Source organism: Enterobacter quasihormaechei (genome assembly GCF_004331385.1).
Taxonomy (GTDB): domain Bacteria; phylum Pseudomonadota; class Gammaproteobacteria; order Enterobacterales; family Enterobacteriaceae; genus Enterobacter; species Enterobacter quasihormaechei.
On the sequence record NZ_SJON01000017.1, the window covers coordinates 38319 to 57605 of the forward strand.

Consider the following 19287-nt stretch of genomic DNA (forward strand, 5'->3'; position numbering starts at 1 on the left):
AATGCGCAACAATTTCGGGCTACCTAAGGCTTATATCGCAACTATTCGCGGATCGCTAAAGGTAAATTTCAACGGTATTAACGTTATTAATGCCGATGTTAATAATTGCCAGGCCTCGGTTGGCATATTTGTGTGATAAATAAAGTTAATGTCCTCCCATTTTGATGCGCATGCGGTGATTCCTCTCGCTGAACCTGGCGGCCCGATAGCAGTGGGGTGACGCTTATATTCATATTTTTCTGAGGCTTAGTACGTGAAGGGCATTGACTGACGGGCATTTGCTGACTGCTCAAGTTAGTTAAGCTAAATGCTTAAAAATGTATTAGTCACAGGAGGGAGTTTCTCCCTTTGCACGCTGTGCAGCGAAAACGATTTTAACATTAAATATCGGCAGTCGCTATAAATGAGTTGGTTAATTTTATCTCACTGGTCATATCATTTAAAAAATGTTGAGGTGAGCGGTTTACCGGAGGGGGCGTTCATAATAAATGAACGAGACGCGTTCGTTCTTTCATTTCGTATTCAATGGTGCTTTTTGCACGCTATTTATGGTCGGTTATCGTTTGTCTCGAAATAGGGTGAGAGCATGTTTATATTGTTTTGTTAGGCTTTTTTCGCCCACGCATTTTGTAATACTTTTTATTATTTATGCCTTGCCTGACAGACCGTCAGGGCAGGATGTGAACGATTCAGGAGAAGAAGCGGCGGGGGGCAAAACGAAAAAAGCCCTCCGACAGGGAGGGCTAACGCGCAATGGATACGCGTAAAAAGTTGAGGCTTTTCGGGATTAACGCAGCAGGCTCAGAACGTTCTGAGGTACCTGGTTAGCCTGGCTCAGAACGGATACGCCAGCCTGTTGCAGGATGTTAGAACGGCTCATTGCGGACACTTCCACGGAGAAGTCAGCGTCCTGGATACGAGAGCGTGCTTCGGTGGTGTTAATCACAGTGGTGTTCAGGTTCGCGATAATAGAGCTGAAACGGTTCTGAATCGCACCCAGGTCAGCCTGGAAGTTGGTTACTTCGGTCAGGGCTGCGTCCAGGTTGCCCAGCAGGTCGTCGGCTGCGGCAGCGTTAGCGGCGGTGTTGATGAACGCTGAGTCCGCTGCGCCTGCATCCGCGACGGTTGGTGCAGTTGCGTTATCTGCGAAGGTCAGCTCTTTCACCACGGTGTTACCGCTTGCGTCGGTGCTCTGCGCGAAGTATTTGGTGTTTGCACCGTCTTTCACGGAGAACATCTGCATGTTGCTGTCAGCAGCGTCAGCGCCGAAGGCTGCGTTGGAGATCTCGTCCAGCTTAGCCTGATCCAGCTTCACTTCAGAACCATCCTGAGCTTTGAAGGTCGCGCCTTCTTTCAGCTTGGTGGCATCGCTCAGCGTTGATGGGCCGTTCAACAGGATATCGGCATCCAGCGCGCTGACTTCCGTTGCAGCACTCGCTGGTACAGCACCGTCAATGATCGCATTGCCAGCACCATCATCCTTGAAGGTGATAGCAGAGGTGTCCAGTTTAAACATTTTGTCGGCAGTTTTATCGTAAGCGAAAGCTTCACCATCAGCTACGTACAGGTCGACGTCGCCTGCTGCTGCGCCCACTGCCGTTTCAATTGCGGTGATATCAGCCGCGTCAACTTTCCAGTTACCGGCGCTAGTGCTGATACCCGTATCGTCGCCCGCTGCTTTCGCAGTAGCTGCCTTGGTGTACTCGCTGGTAGCGCCCGCAGAGCCGGCAATTTTATCGAATGCCGCAGTGAAGCCGTCCAGACCCAGAGAGTCGATGTCCAGTTTCTTCAGATCGATGTCGATGGTCTGGCCATCTTTGTCGCCAATCTGGATGGTCAGTTTATCTTTGGAACCATCGAGAACGTTAACGCCGTTGAAGTTGGTGGTTTCAGAAATACGTTTGATCTCGTCCAGACGTGCAGAGATCTCTTTTTTGATGGAGTCACGGTCGTCAGAAGAGTTGGTGCCGTTTTTTGCCTGAACGGTCAGTTCACGGATACGCTGCAAGTTCTCGGTTACTTCTTCCAGCGCGCCCTCGGTGGTCTGCGCCAGGGAGATACCATCGTTGGCGTTACGTGCTGCCTGGGTCAGGCCGCGGATAGAAGAGGTGAAGCGGTTAGAGATCGCCATACCTGCTGCATCGTCTTTCGCACTGTTAATACGCAGACCGGAAGAGAGACGCTGAATTGCAGTACCCAGAGAAGTCTGAGATTTGTTCAGGTTGTTCTGAGCCATCAAGCTCAATGCGTTAGTATTAATGACCTGGGCCATATCAATATCCTTTTAAATAAAGTAACGACGGCATTCGCCAGTTAAATATGCGATGTCTGTTGCGCATACTGAATTAATCGGATGAAAAGGAAATGACTAAATTATTTTTTCATAATTTTTTATATTCCTGGAAAAGCGTACATAAGTGATGGCAATTATCCCGATTGCCACAGCCAATAGCCTGATAAGCGTATAAGAGTGTATTAACGTGGTGGTTTCGTTGTCGCCTGCACTGTAAAAAATTAAACTTTATGGCCGAAACCCCGATGTTATCGCTATATCTATCTTCACTGTAACAGGAATACAAATCATGGCTTCGTTCTCTATGTCAGGCCTCGGCGGCTCCGGGTTAGATATTGAAAGTATGATTTCGCAGCTCCAGGTAGCTGAGAATAAAAAATTAAATCCCTATTTGCAGAAGCAGAGTAATTATGAAGGACAAACTTCCTCCTGGGGTAAAATCTCCAGCAGTCTGGATGCGGTGAAAACGGCGCTGAAAAAACTGGAGGATGAAGGGTTCAACGGGGTCAGCATTGGCACCAACAAGGCATTTAACGCAACGGCAGGTAAGGGAGCGATCCCGAATAGCTACTCAGTCCAGGTTGAGCAGTTAGCAAAAGCCAATAAAGTGGGGACGGCACCGCAAAAAGCGAACGACACCCAGCTGGGCGACGGTGCCGGTCCGCGTACGGTGACCATCACCGCAGGCAAAGGCAAGCCGATGGAGGTGGAACTGAAAGATGATGAGACCTCTCTGGTACAGATTGCTAAAAAAATTAATGCTAAAAATGGCGATGTTACCGCGACGGTAATGCCTGCCGAAGATGGCAAATATCAGCTGGTTGTGACGTCAAAAAAGACCGGCGAAGATGGCGAAATTAGCATCAGCGTAAGCGGCGACAGTAAGCTGGCGAAAGTGCTGGATTACGATCCGGCAGTCACGCCGGGTGCGGATAATGCCCGGGAGATTACGCCGGCGCAGAATGCCATTGTCTACATTGATGGTACGAAGATTGAACGCAGCTCCAATACCATTTCTGACGCCATTGACGGGATCACCCTCGATCTGCGCGAGGTCTCAGAGAAAGATCCTGACGACGCATCAAAACTGAAATCAGAAACACTGTCGATCACCGCCGATACCTCTAAGGTTAAAAGCCTGATTGAAGAGTTTGTGAATGCCTATAACGCCTATCTTAGCGCGGCATCCAGCGCCAGTGCCTACAACGAACCGGAGAAGACGACCGGCGATGAACTGCCGCAGGCCAACGCGTCAAACGGCGCGCTTTTCGGTGACGGTACTCTGCGCCGTTTGACCAGCCAGATGAAGTCCGCTGTCGCCGGGAGCTATGGCGATGCCGACGATCTGTATAAATCGCTGGGTGCGCTCGGTATCAAGGTGAATTTCAACGAAAGCAAACCCGGCGAAGAGCGTACCGGTACCCTGGGCATACTCTCTATCGACAATAAAAAGCTCGATGAAGCGCTGAAGAAAAATCCAAAGGAGGTGGAAGCCCTGTTTTTAGGCACCGGCTCAACGGGCGGGATTAAGGATCGCATGGAGGAGGTGTTCACCACCTATCTGGGCGACAACGATTCGATCCCGAAGGTAGAAGGGGCTATCGCAACCGCCCTCAAAGGGGTAAAGGAACAAAATACCCGCGTTGAAAAACAGATTGCCCGCATGCAGGAACGCATTCAGGACAGCCTTGACCGCAGCCGTAAGGAATTCCAGCGTCTCGACCAGGCCCTGACGCAAATGAACAGTACGAGCCAGCAGCTTCAGTCCGCGCTGCTTGGGATCATGGGATAAACTTTAACGCATCCGGGCAGGTCAACTGCCCGGCAGGAACCGAAGATGTACACCAAAACGGGCAACAGCGCCTACTCCTCCGTCTCTCTGGACAGCCAGATTGCTGGCGCCACCCCGCACCAGCTCATCGTATTGCTCTACGACGGAGCAATTAATGCCATGCGTCGCGCCGAGATTTACTTCCAGTCCGGAAATATCGCTCGCCGGGGTGAGATGATCTCCCGGGCAATCAACATTATTGATAACGGCCTGCGCGCCGGGCTTAACCATGAGGTAGGGGGACAGATTGCCGCCGATCTGGAGCGTCTGTACGAGTATATTTCGCGCTCTTTGCTGGAGGCGAACCTTAATAAGTCCGGGGAAATGCTTCCGCACCTTATCTCGCTGATGGTGGATATGGCCGAGACGTGGAAAGCCATCGACCCGCAGGCGCGTCAGGTGAAGCATGGCTGATACACTCACGCGGCAAATCGCCCTGATGTTGCAGAGTAACGAACGTCTGCAACGATTAGCAGACGAGGAGGCGTGGGAGTGCTTTACCGAAGAGGTTGCAGCCTACGCGCGGGGTATGCAGGCGCTCTGTGAGTTCGATCTCTCGCCGCTTGCCGAAGACGCCCGCGCACAGCTTGCGCAGCTTCTTGCCCAGGATGAACGTTTGCGCCAGCGGATGTCTGTCCGGCGAGGCCATCTCAGCGAGAACATTTCGGCTTTACTTAAATCAAACGCGTCCGCTCAGGCATACCACACTGTCTGACGCTCCTGCCCCTGGAGGCGGGAGCATGTCCCGCCTCAATCCCTCTGCAACATGACATTAGCGCGCAAAAAAAAGCTCGCCATGGGCGAGCTCGATTACGAGTAAGCAAGACGCGAATCAGATACTGATATTGTATTTACGACCCGCGGGAGCCTGGCTGGATTCACCGGCGGGGCCGTAGAGCGTGTTGGCGTGACCCACGCGGTCTACCACCTTCTGCATATATTGATTCTTCTTCATATGGTTTTGCAGAAGCGTTTCGACCTGCGCGTTCAGCGTTTTGGTGCTTTGCACCCGTTCTCTTATCAGCTTCCAGCTGGTGAACAGCCTGCTGTGATGGTGATAGGGCGCCTGAAGGGCGGAAAGCTGTTCCTGCTGGAGACGCATTTCATCGTAGTACTGAATTGACGAAAGCAATTGGCTTTTATTATCCGATAATACCTGTAGCGAAACGGGATTGATTTGTGCGCGGCTGAGCTGATTGACCTCTTCAATCATGATGGCTTCCAGCTCGTCCAGGGACGTTTTCATTTGCGTCAGTATCGGGTACAGCTTATCCATAATGTTAAAAAATCCTGCCGTTATTAATACTCAAAAATATGTCGCACCAGCGCCTGAGCAATTTTCTCTGGCTCGATAGTGAGCTCCCCGGAGTCCATTGCGGCACGGATTTTATCCACGCGTGCATAATCCACGTCACGGCTGTCGTCGGTCTGAATTTTTTTTGTCAGCGCGCTCAGGGTCACTTCGGTTTTGTTTCCGCGCGCTTCGCCCGCCGCGACGGTATTTTCCTGCGCGGTGCCGCGTGTACGCAGTTCCTGTCCGCCGGCCAGATTGCCAATCGGTGCAGTGGGTTGGGTGCTTTCGATGCTCATGTTTATCCTCGCCAGTCATCGTTATTGCTCTTGCCTATACACTAGACTTCGGAAATACACGAAAAAACTAAAATTATTGTTCTGAAAAAATTGTCACGGCTCCGTCCCGACCCACTTTTCCCGTGACGTTACGTCCGCCCGTGGTTTTTACGCGCAGCGTATCGTCAACCGCAGCGTTGTTTAACGCTTTGCCCTGGCTGCGGATAAAGAAACCCGGTCCCGACATGACCAGCTCTACCGTCTGCCCGGCGCGAAGACGCCACTGCTGGCGCAGCTGGTTTTGCAGCACCGGTTTACCCGCCGCAAGGGGGCGTAAAAGGCGTTGGCCGACAATGTCCCTCGCCTCGAACATTAGCCCTACGGGCAAATCGTCCAGGCTACCGGTCATCGGCGTTATATCGCCCTGCTGCATAATTTCCCCGCCCTTCAGACTATGGCTGGCGACCCAGAAGGTTCCCTGGGCGCTAATGCTAAACGGCAGATAGAACTTACGCATGCCGCAGCGTGCCACCGCGGTGCGTTTGCCGGTGAGACGGTTATCATGCCCGGCCATGCTCAGGTCAGGGTTTTCGCACACCGCTGATATCTGCCCGGGCGAGGCCAGCAGCGTAACGGTACGAACGATATTGCCCGGATTTTCCGTGAGCTTGACCAGCGCCTCCAGTTTCTGCACTAATCGCAGTTTTGCCGTTGTCGCGGATGGCACGCTGGCGTACAGCGGGCTGGCGAAAAAAAGCGTTACCAGCGTTATGCGTAATAATGGAAGCTTCATCTTGTTGCCTTATTGTAAAACCAGTAAAGTAAACCGGTATGCTTATTCTGACTAAATTATATACGCGATAGAAACGCTTTTATTGCGTTAAATAATGACACTTCTGCTGCCGTTTTCATGAATCAGTTCCGCCTGTTTTAAATATCTATTTTAATTTCGCTAATAGCGCCTATTTCTGTCAGGTCTTTGCAGTGTGATATTTCATCAGCGCTGTCTACACTATCGCGGTTTATATAAAGCAAGGCAGGGACCAGAGTGCATGATGAATAAACTTGACGATGCGTTTCGCTTCCAGCAGCAGGCGTTAGGTCTCCTCTCGCGTCGGCAGGAAATCCTGGCATCGAATATTGCGAATGCCGATACGCCAGGTTATCAGGCGCGAGATATTGATTTTTCTCAGCAGCTTAAAAATGCGTTAGGGAATAAACCTGCATCAGGGCCTGTCACCATGGCGTTAACGTCCAGCAAGCATATGCAGGGCAAAAAAATGCCTTTCGATGATGCTCAGTTGCTATATCGCGTACCGGATCAGCCAAGCGCGGATGGTAACACCGTGGATATGGACCGCGAGCGAGTTAATTTCGCGGATAACGCCATGAAATATCAATCGAGCCTGACATTCCTCGGTGCAGATATTAAGAAAATGATGACGGTAGTCAGTCAGGGGTAAATAAATGTCGTTATTTAGCGTATTTGATATTTCAGGCTCGGCGATGGCCGCGCAGTCAAAACGTCTCAACGTGAGCGCCAGCAATATGGCGAACGCAGACAGCGTTGCCGGACCTGACGGACAGCCTTACCGCGCCCGTCAGGTCATGTTTGAAGCGGACACCTCTGCCCAGGGCATCGGCGGCGTCAGAGTCAGCGACGTGGTGGAGAGTACAGCGCCCGATCGCCTGGTCTATGAGCCCGGTAATCCGCTGGCGGACGAACAGGGGTATGTCCGCATGCCTAACGTCAACGTGGTCAATGAGATGGTCAATACCATTTCCGCCTCACGCAGCTATCAGGCAAATGTGGAGGTGATGAACTCCGCCAAGGCCCTGATGCAGAAAACCTTAACCCTCGGCCAGTAAGGCAGGATATGACAGTTTCAACGGTAAACGACACCAGCGGCAATACCAGTACTTACGGCACGGGCAGCAGTGCAGCCGACCTCTCCGAGCAGTTTATGAAGCTGCTGGTTGCGCAGATGCAAAACCAGGACCCGACTAACCCGATGGATAACAACCAGCTGACCTCCCAGCTGGCACAGTTCAATACCGCCGCGGGAGTGGAAAAACTTAACTCATCCGTCGGCAACGTTCAGGCGCTTATGGCGCAGTTGGGCAGTATGAGCGCCGCCTCCTGGGTAGGCCGTGGGGTACTGATCGAGGGCGATCCGAAGGTCGCCTTTGGTGATGCCGCGCAGCCTCTGGACGGCGAGGAGAAGCCGTCAGACAGCTTCAGTTTCCTGTTATCGGGCGATGCAGAAACGGTCACCGTCACGCTGAAGGATGATGAAGGCAATGCCTATACGGCGCAGCTGAAGGACGTGAAATCCGGGGTGAAGACTTACACCCTGGACGATCTGGAAAACTTCCAGCCGGAGCCGGGGCCGCCTCAGGACAGGGAGTACACGCTCTCCTTTGACGCGAAAAATCCGGAAGGCGATAACCCGGAAATCTCCGGCCTGATTCAGGAGCAGGTGTCTGGCGTCACGATGACGGCCAACGGCGCGGTACTGCACCTGCTCAATCATGACCCCATCACCATGGGCGACGTGGTTGTTATCCAAAAATAGCGAATAATTTACTCTCTGGAACTTCAATATGAGTTTTTCACAAGGTCTTAGCGGTCTCAATGCAGCCGCCAAAGCGCTGGACGTGGTTGGAAACAACATCGCCAACTCCCAGACAGCAGGTTTTAAAGCAGGCTCCGTGGCCTTCGCCGACATCTTCGCCGGAACGACGGGCCTCGGGGTTCAGGTTGCGGGCGTGACCCAGAACTTCGGCGACGGTGGCCTGACGGCGGGCAACAGCTCGCTGGATATGGGCTTACAGGGAAAAGGTTTTTTCCGCATGGTGAGCGAAGGTGGCGCCGTCTTTTACGGACGTAACGGCCAGTTCAAGCAGGATCAGAACGGCAATATCATCAACAGCACCAATGGCTTGTACCTGACCGGCTACCAGGCGACCGGTACACCGCCGACAATCGCTCCCGGCGCGCCGGTAGGACCTATTCGTATACCGACCGAAGACATGCCGCCAGCGGCGTCTACCGCCGGATCCCTTACGGGTAACCTGAAGTCAGATGACACCACCATCATCACCGAACCGTTCGATCATAGCGATCCAAAAACCTACAACTATCAGAGCCAGATTGAAGCGACCGACACGCTGGGCAATAAACACACCGTAAAGGTCTACTTTGTGCAGACCGCGGCAGGCGAGTGGAAAGCTTACGCGCGCGATGAAACCGCGCCCGGCACGCCTGATGTGACCTCCCTGGAGTTGAAGTTCGATAGCAACGGCAATATGGACACTGCGGCGATGGCCAGTACCAAAATGACCATCAACGGGGCCGCGTTTAATGGCTCCGCGCCGTTGAGTATCGACCTGGATCTTTCAAGCTTAACCCGCCGGGCCACCGATAGCCTCGTGAAAGTTGACACGATCGACGGACAGGCCCCGGGTAAATATCAGAGCTTTGTTATTGGCGACAGCGGAGAAGTGGTCGCGACCTACAGTAACGGTCAGCGTCAGACCGTGGCCCAAATCGTACTGGCTGACTTCGCCAATAGCGGTGGGCTGGCGGCTGAAGGTAATAACGTCTGGAGCGAAACGCCGCAGTCCGGCCAGCCGTTTCTTGGCACCTCCGGCTCCGGCAGCTTCGGTACGATAAACGGGAATATGCTTGAGCAGTCTAACGTCGATCTGGGGCAGGAAATGGTCAATATGATTGTCTACCAGCGTAATTACCAGTCGAACTCGCAAACCATCAAAACCCAGTCTGAGCTACTCCAGACGCTGGTTAACCTGCGATAAGGGCGGCGGATGGATCGCGCAATATATACCGCATTGAGTGCTGCTAACGCGGCGCTCAACCGCCAGGCCGTGACGTCGAACAACATGGCTAACAGCGCCACGGCGGGCTTTCGTGCCCAGCTGGCCGCGTTTCGCGCTGTGCCGGTTGAGGGTGAGACCCTGAAAACCCGCGCGCTGGTAGCGGAATCAACGCCGTATAACGACGACACCATGGGACCGATTACCCACACCGGACGCAGTCTCGACGTTGCACTCCCGCAGAACGGCTGGCTGACGGTAGCTCTGCCGGACGGCAGCGAAGGGTACACCCGTAACGGCGGCATTGAGATCGATCAGGACGGCGCGTTGCAGGTTGGCGGGAAGCCGCTGATGGGCGACGGCGCACCGCTGGTGGTTCCTCCCCATTCGCAGATCACCATTGCGGAGGACGGTACCGTCTCTGCACTCGGCGCGGGTGATGAGCCTACGGCCGTCGTGCCGGTCGGAAGACTGAAAATGGTTAACGCTCCCATGAGCACCCTGATCCACCGCGACGATGGGCTGTTTCGCCCGGCAGCGGGCGGTGCGTTGCCCCAGGATGACGCCATGCGTCTGAGTCCTGAATCCCTTGAGGGGAGTAACGTGAGCCCGGTGAAGGCTATGACGGAGATGATTGCCACCGCACGCAGCTTCGAGATGAACATGAAGGTGATCCGCACCGCGGATGAAAACGCGCAAAAGGCCAACCAGCTATTAAGCGTGGGCTAACCCGCGCAAGGAGTACAGATGATTCGGTCATTATGGATCGCAAAAACCGGTCTGGAAGCACAGCAGACCAATATGGACGTAATTTCAAACAACCTGGCGAACGTCAACACCAACGGCTTTAAGCGCCAGCGAGCGGTGTTCCAGGATTTGCTTTATCAAACCATGCGCCAGCCCGGTGCACAGGCTTCCGAACAGACGACGCTGCCAAGCGGCCTCCAGCTAGGTACCGGCGTGCGTCCGGTCTCTACCCAGCGCGTGCATACCCAGGGCGGCCTTAACATGACCGGTAACGATACCGATGTCGCTATCGAAGGCAAAGGCTTCTTCCAGGTGCAGTTGCCCGACGGCAGCACCGCATACACCCGTGACGGACATTTCGATAAAAATGAAAACGGCCAGCTGGTAAACGCAGAAGGCCATCCTATTCTGCCGGGCGTAGTGGTGCCGCAGGACGCCAAAGAGATGCAGATAAGCCCTGATGGTATCGTCAGCGTGACGCTCCCGGGCCAGGCTCAGCCGCAGCAGGTGGGGCAGTTGACCCTGGCGACCTTTGTCAACGATGCCGGTCTCGAAAGCATTGGCGGCAATCTTTATCGTGAAACGCAATCCTCCGGCGCCCCGAATGAACTGAATCCGGGCCTTGAAGATGCAGGCACGCTCAAGCAGAAATACATCGAGACGTCTAACGTCAACGTGGCCGAGGAGCTGGTCAATATGATCCAGGTCCAGCGCGCCTACGAGATCAACAGTAAGGCCGTTTCTGCATCCGATCAGATGTTGCAGAGGCTCACCCAGCTTTAATTTCCTCTCTCTTACCGCTCCGGGCGCTGGCTCGGGCGGATAGATGGTTTATCGACACGTAAATGAAAACACTTTTTACATACAGTCCATCAGGGCTATCGCGCCCTGCACTGCTGGCGGGCGTGCTGCTGTTAAGCGGCTGCGCGCACATTTTGCAAAAGCCGCTCGTGGACGGACCAACGTCGGCAGAACCATTACCGATGGCACCGGTCACAACCGGCGGCTCGCTGTTCCAGGCAGGACAAGCCATGAACTATGGCTATCAGCCGATGTTTGAAGACCGCAGGCCGCGCAGCGTGGGCGACACGTTGACGATCCTGCTTCAGGAAAACGTTAGCGCCAGCAAGAGCTCCTCCGCCAGTGCCAACCGTAATGGATCGGCCGGAATGGGATTACTGGCCATGCCGGGCAGCTCGAACAGCTGGCTTGGTAACGGCAAAGCGGACTTTAACGCGGAGGGCAAAAGCGACTTCTCCGGCAAGGGCGGGGCGGCAGCGCGCAACACCTTTACCGGCACCATCACGGTGACGGTAAATAAACTCCTGCCGAACGGCAATCTACAGGTGGTCGGTGAGAAGCAGATCGCCATAAACCAGGGGACCGAGTTTATACGCTTCTCGGGTGTGGTGAACCCTCGCACCATCAGCGGGGCCAACACCGTGCCCTCAACTCAGGTGGCGGATGCGCGCATTGAGTATGTCGGCAACGGCTACATCAACGAAGCGCAGACGATGGGCTGGCTGCAACGCCTGTTCCTGAACCTTTCTCCTTTCTGATATGACGATGAATACAAAATCCATTCTGTTCTTTCTCGGCCTGCTGCTCAGCATTCCGATGCTGTATACGCCGGCGCAGGCCGAGCGAATTCGCGACCTGGCCACGGTGCAGGGCGTGCGCTCTAACTCGCTCATGGGCTACGGGCTGGTGGTCGGGCTTGATGGCACGGGCGACCAGACGATGCAGGCGCCGTTTACGGGCCAGAGCCTCAATAATATGTTGTCCCAGCTTGGCATTACCGTACCGGCGGGCACCAACATGCAGCTGAAAAATATTGCCGCGGTAATGGTGACGGCTGAACTGCCGCCATTCGCCCGCTCAGGGGATAAAATCGACATCGTGGTCTCTTCTCTGGGAAACGCGAAGAGCCTGCGTGGCGGTACGCTGCTGATGACGCCACTTAAGGGGGCGGACAACCAGATCTACGCCATGGCGCAGGGCAACGTGCTGATCTCCGGAGCTGGCGCGCAGGCAGGCGGCAGCCGCGTGCAGGTTAACCAGCTTAACGGCGGACGCATTAGCGGTGGGGCGACGGTTGAACGCGAAGTCCCAAATGACTTCGCCACGCAAAACACGCTGCGTCTCCAGCTAAACGAGTCGGACTTCTCGCTGGCGCAGCAGATCAGCGACGAGATTAATCGTCGCTATAGCGGCGGGGCGGCAATCCCTGAAGATGCCCGAACTGTGCGTTTGTTTGCCCCGCCGGATGGTCCTTCCCGGGTGCGTTTCCTTGCCAATATCCAGGATATTCCGCTGCGCGTGGGGATACAGGATGCGAAGGTCATTGTTAACTCTCGTACCGGCGCCGTGGTGATGAACCGCCATGTCTCCCTCGATGCCTGTGCCGTGGCTTACGGCTCGCTGACGGTGGAGGTCACGCAGAATAATGTCGTGAGCCAGCCGGATACGCCCCTTGGTGGCGGGCAGACCGTCGTGGTGCCACAAACCGATATCTCAGTACGCGACCGCGGCGGCTCGCTGCAAAGCGTGCGCAGCAGTACGGATCTGAACGCGGTGATCAGGGCACTCAATACGCTTGGCGCGACGCCAAATGAGCTGATGTCCATTTTGCAGTCAATGAAAAATGCAGGCTGCCTGCGTGCGAAGCTGGAGGTGGAGTGATGAATGCTTTCGATCGTCTGGATAAGCCCGCCTTTGACGTTCGCTCTCTTGACGCGCTGAAGCGCGATGCGCGCCGCGCTGAACCCGGGGCGCTCAGGGCGGCGGCGCAGCAGATGGAGGGGATCTTCGTGCAGATGATGATGAAGAGCATGCGCGATGCCACCATCAAAGATGACCTCATGCACAGCCAGTCCACCGATATGTTTACCGCGATGCACGACCAGCAGGTGGCGCAAAATATTGCCGGGAGCGGACAGCTTGGTTTTGCGGATATGATTGTGCGCCAGTTGGGCGGCGAGAGCGAAAACGCATCGGTGTCGACGCCCGGCAGCGGCCCGCTTAATCTGCCGGGACTTTCCTCCTCCGCCAGATCTGCCGCCGGGCCGCGGGTTCCGTCTGCGCCGGTCTCCTTTGGCAACGTAGCGGAGGGGGCACAATCCTTTATTTCTCGTCTGCTGCGTCCAGCACAGATCGCCGCCAGGCAGAGCGGGGTTCATCCGCAACTAATCCTCGCGCAGGCGGCGCTGGAGTCGGGATGGGGGCAGCGTGAAATCCCCACCGCTGACGGCCGCCCCAGCCATAACCTGTTCGGTATTAAGGCCGGGGGTGACTGGCAAGGCAAAACCACAGAGGTGATGACCACCGAATACATCAACGGTGTGAAGCAAAAGGTAAAGGCCGCGTTTCGCGTTTACGATTCCTATGAACATGCGCTCGCCGATTACACGACGCTACTCACTAAGAATCCGCGCTATGCGGGCGTTGCGCATTCCCGTTCGCCGGAGCAGGCGGCCAAAGCGCTTCAGGCGGGGGGATACGCAACCGATCCTGCCTATGCGAAAAAACTCATCTCCATTATTCAGAAAGTAAAAGGTGATATTAAGCAGGGTGTAGAAGCCTATAAAAACGACCTCGCGAAAATATTTTAAAAAAGTTTTTAGATAAATTCGCAATCACCGATGAATAAAGCAGAGCAATAATTTTGACCCTGCCCGGATATCGGGCTGGAAATAACGGAATAGCCAGGTGCCTTATGAACAACCTCTTTAGTCTCGCGAAAAGTGGCCTTAGCGTAGCGCAATCCGCTCTTAGTGTGGTGGGCAGCAACCTGACCAATGGCATGAGCGATACCTATAGCCGCCGCAGCCTTGTGATTGGTGAGCTCGGCGGCATGACCACTGGAAAGGGATTTTACGGCTACGGCGCGACGGTGACCGGCGTCGATCGCGCTTACGATGCTTTTGCCAACAAGCAGTTACGCGGCTCCGTCTCAAACTGGGCCTCGCTTAGCGGTCGCATGGAGCAACTGAGCGACATAGATAATATGTTGGGCGATGAATCCGACAACGTCTCCGTCTCAATCAATAACCTGTTCAAGTCGATGGCGACGCTGAGCGCGACCCCAGACGACGGCCCGGCCCGTTCCGCGGTATTCAGCTCACTGGGCGTATTGACCCAGCGCTTCAATGACAGCGGCAAGCGCCTCACCGCGCTGGAAAAAAGCACCAATACCAATATCGAAACCAGCGTAAAAGAAATTAATAGCATCAGCGACCAGCTGGCAGAAGTGAATAAACAGCTGGAACGCGTACAGGCGCAGAACGGCACGCCGCCTGCGGACCTGCTGGATCAGCGCGATGCATTACTGGAAAAACTGAGCGAGCAGATCGGTATTGATGTTACCGAGAACAGCGTATCTGGCCGCGTCGACGTCACGCTTCAGGATGGCCGCCCCCTCGTCTTTGGCGAAAACGCCAGCAAGCTACAGGCCACAGCGTCTGAAAGCGATCCCAACAGAATCGTTGTCTCTTACGTTGACAGCAACGGCACTACCACGCCGGTTAACGAAGCGAGCATTACCAAAGGCCGCCTGGCCGGGTTGTTTAAGTTCCGCAGCGAAGATCTTGAACTCGCTAAAAACGAGCTTAACCAGATCGCCTTTATGATGGCAAGCCGCATGAACGAGCAGCACCGTTTGGGTGAGACGCCAACGGGCGTGCCAGGGGGCGATCTTTTCTCTCTGCCACCCATGAAGGCGGTGGCAAATGCGGGCAATGCCGGTGGGGGAACGCTCGACGCTATCAGCGTGACGGACTACACCAACGTAAAATCTGAAAATTACAGCATCGATTTTGATGGAACAAACTGGAACGTAACGGGGGCGGACGGACGCCTGGTCAAGCAGGTGCCGGCCGGATCCGCCACGCTTGAGTTTGACGGCGTTGAGATCGATCTTTCCGGCGTGACCGCAAGCGCGGGGGACAGCTTTTCCTTCAATCCTATGGCTGGGGCAGCGGAGGGTATTGGCCGCGCGATCGACAGCGCACAGGATTTTGCCGCAGCGGATGCCTCCGGTGGCGGGGTAGGAAACAATCTTAATCTGGAAGAGATGCTTAAGATCCAGAATGAGAAACTGATTGGCGGCAGCACGCTGACGGAGGCTTATTCAAGCCTGGTGGGGACCATTGGTTCTAACGCGCGGGCGGTAAAATCGGGCATTTCATCGGCGGAGATCGACCTGCAAACCAAATATGATGCGAAGCAGGCGCTTTCAGGGGTCGATATGAACGAAGAAACCGTCAATATGCAGATGTTTATTCAATATTACCAGGCCAATGCGCAAATTCTACAGACCGCTACCACCATGTTTGATTCGCTGCTTTCGATTAAATAAGGAGCTTTCCGATGCGATTAAGTACGCTGTATATGTTTAAACAGAGCGCCGAGAGCATGTCGAAGCGCGTGAGTGATAATAATAATATCTATCTTCAACTCTCTGCTGGAAAATCGTTGCTGCGAGCCTCGGATGATCCCAAGTCCGCTACCGATGCGGTTAATTATCAGGATGCGCTGGCGAAGCTTGAGCTTTATAGCAACGTGCGTTCAACGGTGCGGGGTTCACTTGAGCATGAAGATAATATTCTGAACGGTGTCGGCAATTTGCTGACCACTACCCTTACCGAAAAAATCGTCGCGGCGAAAACGGAAAGCTACTCTGACGAAGATCGTCGGGCGCTGGGTGCAGAGATAAAAGGTATTCGCGGCAATCTGATGGATCTTGCGAATAACCGCGACGGGAGCGGGCGCTATATTTTTGGCGGATTCAAAAGCGATACGGCACCGTTTGACGATGCGGGTAACTATGTCGGCGGGGATACCGCACGCCGGCAAACCGTAGCCGATGGTACGGATATGCAGACGGGCCACCTGGGCAGCGAAGTTTTTGGGGACATCTTCTCTGTTCTTGATAAAGCGGTAGAAGAACTTTCTCGCGATCCTATCGACAGCGATGCGCTGAATACTGCGTTGAGTGCCGCCAGCGAAGCCGTTTCCAGCGGCATCGATCGTCTGGGTAAGGCACAAGCTGAACTGGGGACCAACCTTCAGCAACTGGATGCGCTTGATATGAGCGGCGACGTCATGATCAACGATACCATCACCAAGGTTCAGACGGCCATTGGTGCGGACTACAGCACAATGACTTCGCTCATTATGGATTCCAAAATGTCGGAGTTTGCATTAAACGCATCCATGATGGTATTTCAGTCAATGCAAAAAATGAATTTATTTAATAAATAACATTACCCTTCCATTTTATTTCTGAAAGTTTTAGCCGCACATTTATGTGCGGCTGATGAGGACCTATGTTAAATAAACTAAAAATCTATACCGTAATCAGTCTGATTATCGGCATGATCTCGTGCATGCTGTTTGGCGTTACGGCTTTTTCCGTTTATAACTCGGTGACGATTAATAAAAATTTTAAACGCGTTGTGGACGTTAATGACAGCAACGCCTATATGACTAACGCCGCATATAACATTAACTCGGTGGTGGCGAACACGAACGGAATGATGCTTCAGACGTCTCTGCATAAACCGCTATCGCCAGAGATGATCAAGCACACCCATAATCTGCTGAAGGAGGCGCGCAAGGAGATGGACGCTTTCGCGCAGGTGAAATTCAACACCCCGGAAGAGACAAGGGCTGCTGAAGAACTTCGCGCCAAATTTGACCTGGTTTATAACACCGTGCAAACCAAGCTCGGCTACCTTGAGCGACCGGAAGGATACCCGGGCTCGATGAACGGTGATATGGAACTGCGTACGGAGCTGCGCCAAAAAATTGAGAAGTATTCAGAAATCTCATCTGACCGTGGGTACGAATATGTGTCGGTAGCGGAAAGTGGCTACAAGATGATGATTTGGGTAAGCGTGGTGATGATGGCCATCGCGATTTGCGTATTGTTAGCCGTTCGCTACTGGCTGCGTATTGCGCTTGTGCGTCGGATGGAAACTACCGTTGAGATGCTTCAGCGCGTAGCGGCAGGCGATCTGAGTCATGCCATAGAAGCCGGCGCTGATAACGAAATTGGCAAAATGCTCAGGGAGCTTGAGAAGATGCGTGTTTCCCTGACCAACACCATCACCGGTATCCGTGAAGGGGTAGTGCATATCCATTCTAACGCCCAGGAGATTGCGCAGGGCAACAGCGACCTTTCCTCCCGTACCGAAGAACAGGCAGCGGCCCTTCAGGAGACGGCAGCCAGCATGGAGCAAATCAAAACCACCGTACGCCAGAATGCGGATAACGCACATGCGGCACGTAGCCTGGCTGAAGGGGCAAGCATGAATGCCCAAAATGGCGGTGAGGTGATGGTGAACCTGGAAGCTATCATGGCGCAGATTACCGAAAGCTCCCGTCAGATTGCCGATATTAACGGCGTCATCGACAGTATCGCGAACCAGACCAACATTCTTGCCTTGAACGCGGCGGTTGAAGCCGCTCGAGCGGGAGAGCAGGGGCGTGGCTTTGCGGTTGTGGCGGAAGAAGTGCGTAACCTCGCCAAGCGCAGCGCCGATGCAGCGAAAGAGATTAATCAGCTGATTAATACCAGCGTGAGCAATATTGATACAGGTTCGCGTCAGGTAAGCCAGGCGAGCGGCGTCATGCAGGACATTGTGACGTCGGTTGCGGAAGTAACGCAGATTATGGGCGAAATCAGCTCAGCCTCTGACGAGCAAAGTGCGGGTATCAATCAGATATCGCAGGCCGTGAACGAGATGGATCTGGTGACTCAGCAGAACGCGGCGATGGTGGAAGAAGCGGCCATGGCGGCAGGCAAGCTGGAATCTCAGTCGGACGAGCTTGAGCAGCTTGTTGCCCAGTTTACCCTGCGAGATGAAAAAGTAGAAAAACGCCATACGCCCGCGCCGGAAAAAATGACGTTGCGTCACGTTGAAAATGATAATGCACAGTGGGAAACGTTCTGACACTTGCTGAAGGAGAATAATTGGCGTCAGGAGTGCCGCCAATTATTCTTATCAAGCTGCGAGATGATTAAATTAACAGTATGCGCATTTTTATAAAAGCTTATCGCACTTTTTGATTATGTGGTTTCAACTGATAATTGAGAATGTGAAGATTAGGTGGATGAAATGCGTGGACGGTATATACACAGCTGAAGGGCTGGAGAATAAAACGGCATTGTGGTCAAAATACCATTTTATCGTCAGGCAAGAAGCGCTGCGTTTGCATAAGAGACTGCCTGCCAATGTCGAATTAGACGATCTCATACAGGCGGGTTCCATGGGTTTTTTAAGTGCCATTGATAGCTTTGACCCTAAAAAAGGGGTGGCACTTAATGCCTGGATCTCACAGCGTGTGAAATGGGCATTAATGGATGAGCTTCGTGAAAGTGATTGGGTTCCACGGCGCGTGCGATCGCATTCGCGAGAAATTGTGTCACTCATTCAGCAGATCGAACAGGAAAAGGGAGGGGAAGCGACCGAAGCTGATATTGCTGAACGGATGGGCGTTTCGCTAAAGGAGTTTCAGCAGATGCTGGCTGATAATAATAGCAGCCAGATGTATTCCATGGATGAGCTTCAGGAGAACTATTCTGACAGTTGGGAGAGTAATGACGGCGAAAATGCACAGCTTAATCCGTTAAATGAGGCCATTCAGGAAAACTTGATAGCTAACATTGCTGAGCATATCCGAATGATCCCCAAGCGTGAACAGATGATATTGCAGTTTTATTATCAGCAGGATCTGAACATGAAAGAGATTGGATTAATTCTGGGGGTGACGGAAACGCGCGTTAGCCAATTGCACAGTTTAGCGATAAAACGCTTACGAAGCAGAATGGATTTGTTAGGAAATGAATAACATAGCGATAACATTAACAAGATTAACAATATTTCCTGAGTAAAGTTAATTACGTTACGTGATAATTAAGAATCTTTAATAATGTGTTTTTTGATAATAAAATCATCATGTTACGATGATTTTTTGCTGCGCGCCGTTTTCTTAAAGCTTGTTAGGA

Annotated in this window: 20 protein-coding genes; 16 read left to right on the forward strand and 4 right to left on the reverse strand. The window is 53.4% G+C overall.

All coding sequences use genetic code 11. The annotated features are described in order from the left end of the window. Positions 1 to 787: 787 nt before the first annotated feature. The gene (locus E0L16_RS18140) at positions 788 to 2272 is read right to left on the reverse strand and encodes a flagellin N-terminal helical domain-containing protein (protein ID WP_131637690.1); all 1485 of its coding nucleotides are present in this window, start codon (positions 2270 to 2272) and stop codon (positions 788 to 790) included. Positions 2273 to 2582: 310 nt separating this feature from the next. Between E0L16_RS18140 and fliD the strand changes: the two genes are divergently transcribed. Genes fliD through fliT form a run of 3 tightly spaced genes read left to right on the forward strand, consistent with a single transcriptional unit; the run spans position 2583 to position 4839 of the window. Then, the gene (gene fliD, locus E0L16_RS18145; RefSeq protein ID WP_063865285.1) at positions 2583 to 4085 is read left to right on the forward strand and encodes a flagellar filament capping protein FliD; all 1503 of its coding nucleotides are present in this window, start codon (positions 2583 to 2585) and stop codon (positions 4083 to 4085) included. Positions 4086 to 4130: 45 nt separating this feature from the next. After that, positions 4131 to 4538 carry a flagellar export chaperone FliS gene (fliS, locus tag E0L16_RS18150; protein WP_017692827.1) on the forward strand — a complete coding sequence of 136 codons (408 nt, stop codon included), beginning with the start codon at positions 4131 to 4133 and terminating at the stop codon, positions 4536 to 4538. Beyond that, a complete protein-coding gene (fliT, locus tag E0L16_RS18155; protein WP_131637692.1) occupies positions 4531 to 4839 on the forward strand; it encodes a flagellar protein FliT in 309 nt (102 codons plus the stop codon). The genes fliS and fliT overlap by 8 nt, the downstream gene beginning before the upstream one ends. 117 nt (positions 4840 to 4956) lie before the next feature. Here fliT and E0L16_RS18160 read toward each other — a convergent pair whose 3' ends face one another. The 3 genes from E0L16_RS18160 to flgA form a co-directional block, all read right to left on the reverse strand. Further along, the gene (locus E0L16_RS18160; protein WP_063865283.1) at positions 4957 to 5400 is read right to left on the reverse strand and encodes a flagella synthesis protein FlgN; all 444 of its coding nucleotides are present in this window, start codon (positions 5398 to 5400) and stop codon (positions 4957 to 4959) included. Between the two features lie 23 nt (positions 5401 to 5423). Then, positions 5424 to 5714 carry a flagellar biosynthesis anti-sigma factor FlgM gene (gene flgM, locus E0L16_RS18165; protein ID WP_063865282.1) on the reverse strand — a complete coding sequence of 97 codons (291 nt, stop codon included), beginning with the start codon at positions 5712 to 5714 and terminating at the stop codon, positions 5424 to 5426. A 73-nt stretch (positions 5715 to 5787) separates the two neighbouring features. Then, positions 5788 to 6486: a flagellar basal body P-ring formation chaperone FlgA gene (gene flgA / locus E0L16_RS18170; RefSeq protein WP_131637694.1), complete on the reverse strand. Its 699-nt coding sequence runs from the start codon at positions 6484 to 6486 to the stop codon at positions 5788 to 5790. 259 nt (positions 6487 to 6745) lie between these two features. On the opposite strand from flgA, the gene flgB reads away from it, so the two are divergent. The 13 genes from flgB (at position 6746) to fliA (ending at position 19130) form a co-directional block, all read left to right on the forward strand. Continuing rightward, complete coding sequence (flgB, locus tag E0L16_RS18175) at positions 6746 to 7156, forward strand: flagellar basal body rod protein FlgB (protein WP_063865280.1); 411 nt, start codon at positions 6746 to 6748, stop codon at positions 7154 to 7156. A 4-nt stretch (positions 7157 to 7160) separates the two neighbouring features. Further along, the gene (gene flgC / locus E0L16_RS18180) at positions 7161 to 7562 is read left to right on the forward strand and encodes a flagellar basal body rod protein FlgC (protein WP_131637696.1); all 402 of its coding nucleotides are present in this window, start codon (positions 7161 to 7163) and stop codon (positions 7560 to 7562) included. A gap of 8 nt (positions 7563 to 7570) precedes the next feature. Then, entirely contained in the window at positions 7571 to 8269 is a 699-nt protein-coding gene (locus E0L16_RS18185; protein ID WP_063865278.1) for a flagellar hook assembly protein FlgD, read from the forward strand. Between the two features lie 28 nt (positions 8270 to 8297). Next, a complete protein-coding gene (gene flgE / locus E0L16_RS18190; RefSeq protein ID WP_063865277.1) occupies positions 8298 to 9512 on the forward strand; it encodes a flagellar hook protein FlgE in 1215 nt (404 codons plus the stop codon). 9 nt (positions 9513 to 9521) lie between these two features. Continuing rightward, positions 9522 to 10259 carry a flagellar basal body rod protein FlgF gene (locus E0L16_RS18195; protein WP_131637698.1) on the forward strand — a complete coding sequence of 246 codons (738 nt, stop codon included), beginning with the start codon at positions 9522 to 9524 and terminating at the stop codon, positions 10257 to 10259. 18 nt (positions 10260 to 10277) lie between these two features. Beyond that, entirely contained in the window at positions 10278 to 11060 is a 783-nt protein-coding gene (gene flgG / locus E0L16_RS18200; RefSeq protein WP_015571595.1) for a flagellar basal-body rod protein FlgG, read from the forward strand. A gap of 62 nt (positions 11061 to 11122) precedes the next feature. Next, on the forward strand, positions 11123 to 11836 hold the full coding sequence (locus E0L16_RS18205) for a flagellar basal body L-ring protein FlgH (protein ID WP_063865275.1): 714 nt from the start codon (positions 11123 to 11125) through the stop codon (positions 11834 to 11836). A gap of 58 nt (positions 11837 to 11894) precedes the next feature. Beyond that, a complete protein-coding gene (locus tag E0L16_RS18210; RefSeq protein ID WP_045324746.1) occupies positions 11895 to 12959 on the forward strand; it encodes a flagellar basal body P-ring protein FlgI in 1065 nt (354 codons plus the stop codon). Then, positions 12959 to 13888, forward strand: coding sequence for a flagellar assembly peptidoglycan hydrolase FlgJ (gene flgJ, locus E0L16_RS18215; RefSeq protein WP_063865273.1), 930 nt, complete (start codon positions 12959 to 12961; stop codon positions 13886 to 13888). The genes E0L16_RS18210 and flgJ overlap by 1 nt, the downstream gene beginning before the upstream one ends. 104 nt (positions 13889 to 13992) lie before the next feature. After that, positions 13993 to 15633: a flagellar hook-associated protein FlgK gene (flgK, locus tag E0L16_RS18220; RefSeq protein WP_131637700.1), complete on the forward strand. Its 1641-nt coding sequence runs from the start codon at positions 13993 to 13995 to the stop codon at positions 15631 to 15633. An 11-nt stretch (positions 15634 to 15644) separates the two neighbouring features. After that, positions 15645 to 16538 carry a flagellar hook-associated protein FlgL gene (flgL, locus tag E0L16_RS18225; protein ID WP_063865271.1) on the forward strand — a complete coding sequence of 298 codons (894 nt, stop codon included), beginning with the start codon at positions 15645 to 15647 and terminating at the stop codon, positions 16536 to 16538. 65 nt (positions 16539 to 16603) lie between these two features. Further along, positions 16604 to 18232: a methyl-accepting chemotaxis protein gene (locus tag E0L16_RS18230; RefSeq protein ID WP_063865270.1), complete on the forward strand. Its 1629-nt coding sequence runs from the start codon at positions 16604 to 16606 to the stop codon at positions 18230 to 18232. Positions 18233 to 18401: 169 nt separating this feature from the next. Further along, positions 18402 to 19130 (forward strand): RNA polymerase sigma factor FliA, encoded by a 729-nt coding sequence (gene fliA / locus E0L16_RS18235; RefSeq protein WP_063865326.1) that lies wholly within the window; start codon positions 18402 to 18404, stop codon positions 19128 to 19130. Positions 19131 to 19287 lie beyond the last annotated feature (157 nt).

Excerpts from the sequence above, each read along its gene's own strand:
- flgE (WP_063865277.1), top strand. The coding sequence starts at position 8,298 with ATGAGTTTTTCACAAGGTCTTAGCGGTCTCAATGCAGCCGCCAAAGCG.
- E0L16_RS18140 (WP_131637690.1), bottom strand. The coding sequence starts at position 2,272 with ATGGCCCAGGTCATTAATACTAACGCATTGAGCTTGATGGCTCAGAAC.
- fliS (WP_017692827.1), top strand. The coding sequence starts at position 4,131 with ATGTACACCAAAACGGGCAACAGCGCCTACTCCTCCGTCTCTCTGGAC.
- fliT (WP_131637692.1), top strand. The coding sequence starts at position 4,531 with ATGGCTGATACACTCACGCGGCAAATCGCCCTGATGTTGCAGAGTAAC.
- E0L16_RS18160 (WP_063865283.1), bottom strand. The coding sequence starts at position 5,400 with ATGGATAAGCTGTACCCGATACTGACGCAAATGAAAACGTCCCTGGAC.
- E0L16_RS18195 (WP_131637698.1), top strand. The coding sequence starts at position 9,522 with ATGGATCGCGCAATATATACCGCATTGAGTGCTGCTAACGCGGCGCTC.
- flgC (WP_131637696.1), top strand. The coding sequence starts at position 7,161 with ATGTCGTTATTTAGCGTATTTGATATTTCAGGCTCGGCGATGGCCGCG.
- E0L16_RS18185 (WP_063865278.1), top strand. The coding sequence starts at position 7,571 with ATGACAGTTTCAACGGTAAACGACACCAGCGGCAATACCAGTACTTAC.
- E0L16_RS18205 (WP_063865275.1), top strand. The coding sequence starts at position 11,123 with ATGAAAACACTTTTTACATACAGTCCATCAGGGCTATCGCGCCCTGCA.
- flgK (WP_131637700.1), top strand. The coding sequence starts at position 13,993 with ATGAACAACCTCTTTAGTCTCGCGAAAAGTGGCCTTAGCGTAGCGCAA.
- E0L16_RS18210 (WP_045324746.1), top strand. The coding sequence starts at position 11,895 with ATGCTGTATACGCCGGCGCAGGCCGAGCGAATTCGCGACCTGGCCACG.
- E0L16_RS18230 (WP_063865270.1), top strand. The coding sequence starts at position 16,604 with ATGTTAAATAAACTAAAAATCTATACCGTAATCAGTCTGATTATCGGC.
- flgG (WP_015571595.1), top strand. The coding sequence starts at position 10,278 with ATGATTCGGTCATTATGGATCGCAAAAACCGGTCTGGAAGCACAGCAG.
- flgL (WP_063865271.1), top strand. The coding sequence starts at position 15,645 with ATGCGATTAAGTACGCTGTATATGTTTAAACAGAGCGCCGAGAGCATG.
- fliD (WP_063865285.1), top strand. The coding sequence starts at position 2,583 with ATGGCTTCGTTCTCTATGTCAGGCCTCGGCGGCTCCGGGTTAGATATT.
- flgM (WP_063865282.1), bottom strand. The coding sequence starts at position 5,714 with ATGAGCATCGAAAGCACCCAACCCACTGCACCGATTGGCAATCTGGCC.
- flgA (WP_131637694.1), bottom strand. The coding sequence starts at position 6,486 with ATGAAGCTTCCATTATTACGCATAACGCTGGTAACGCTTTTTTTCGCC.
- flgJ (WP_063865273.1), top strand. The coding sequence starts at position 12,959 with ATGAATGCTTTCGATCGTCTGGATAAGCCCGCCTTTGACGTTCGCTCT.
- flgB (WP_063865280.1), top strand. The coding sequence starts at position 6,746 with ATGATGAATAAACTTGACGATGCGTTTCGCTTCCAGCAGCAGGCGTTA.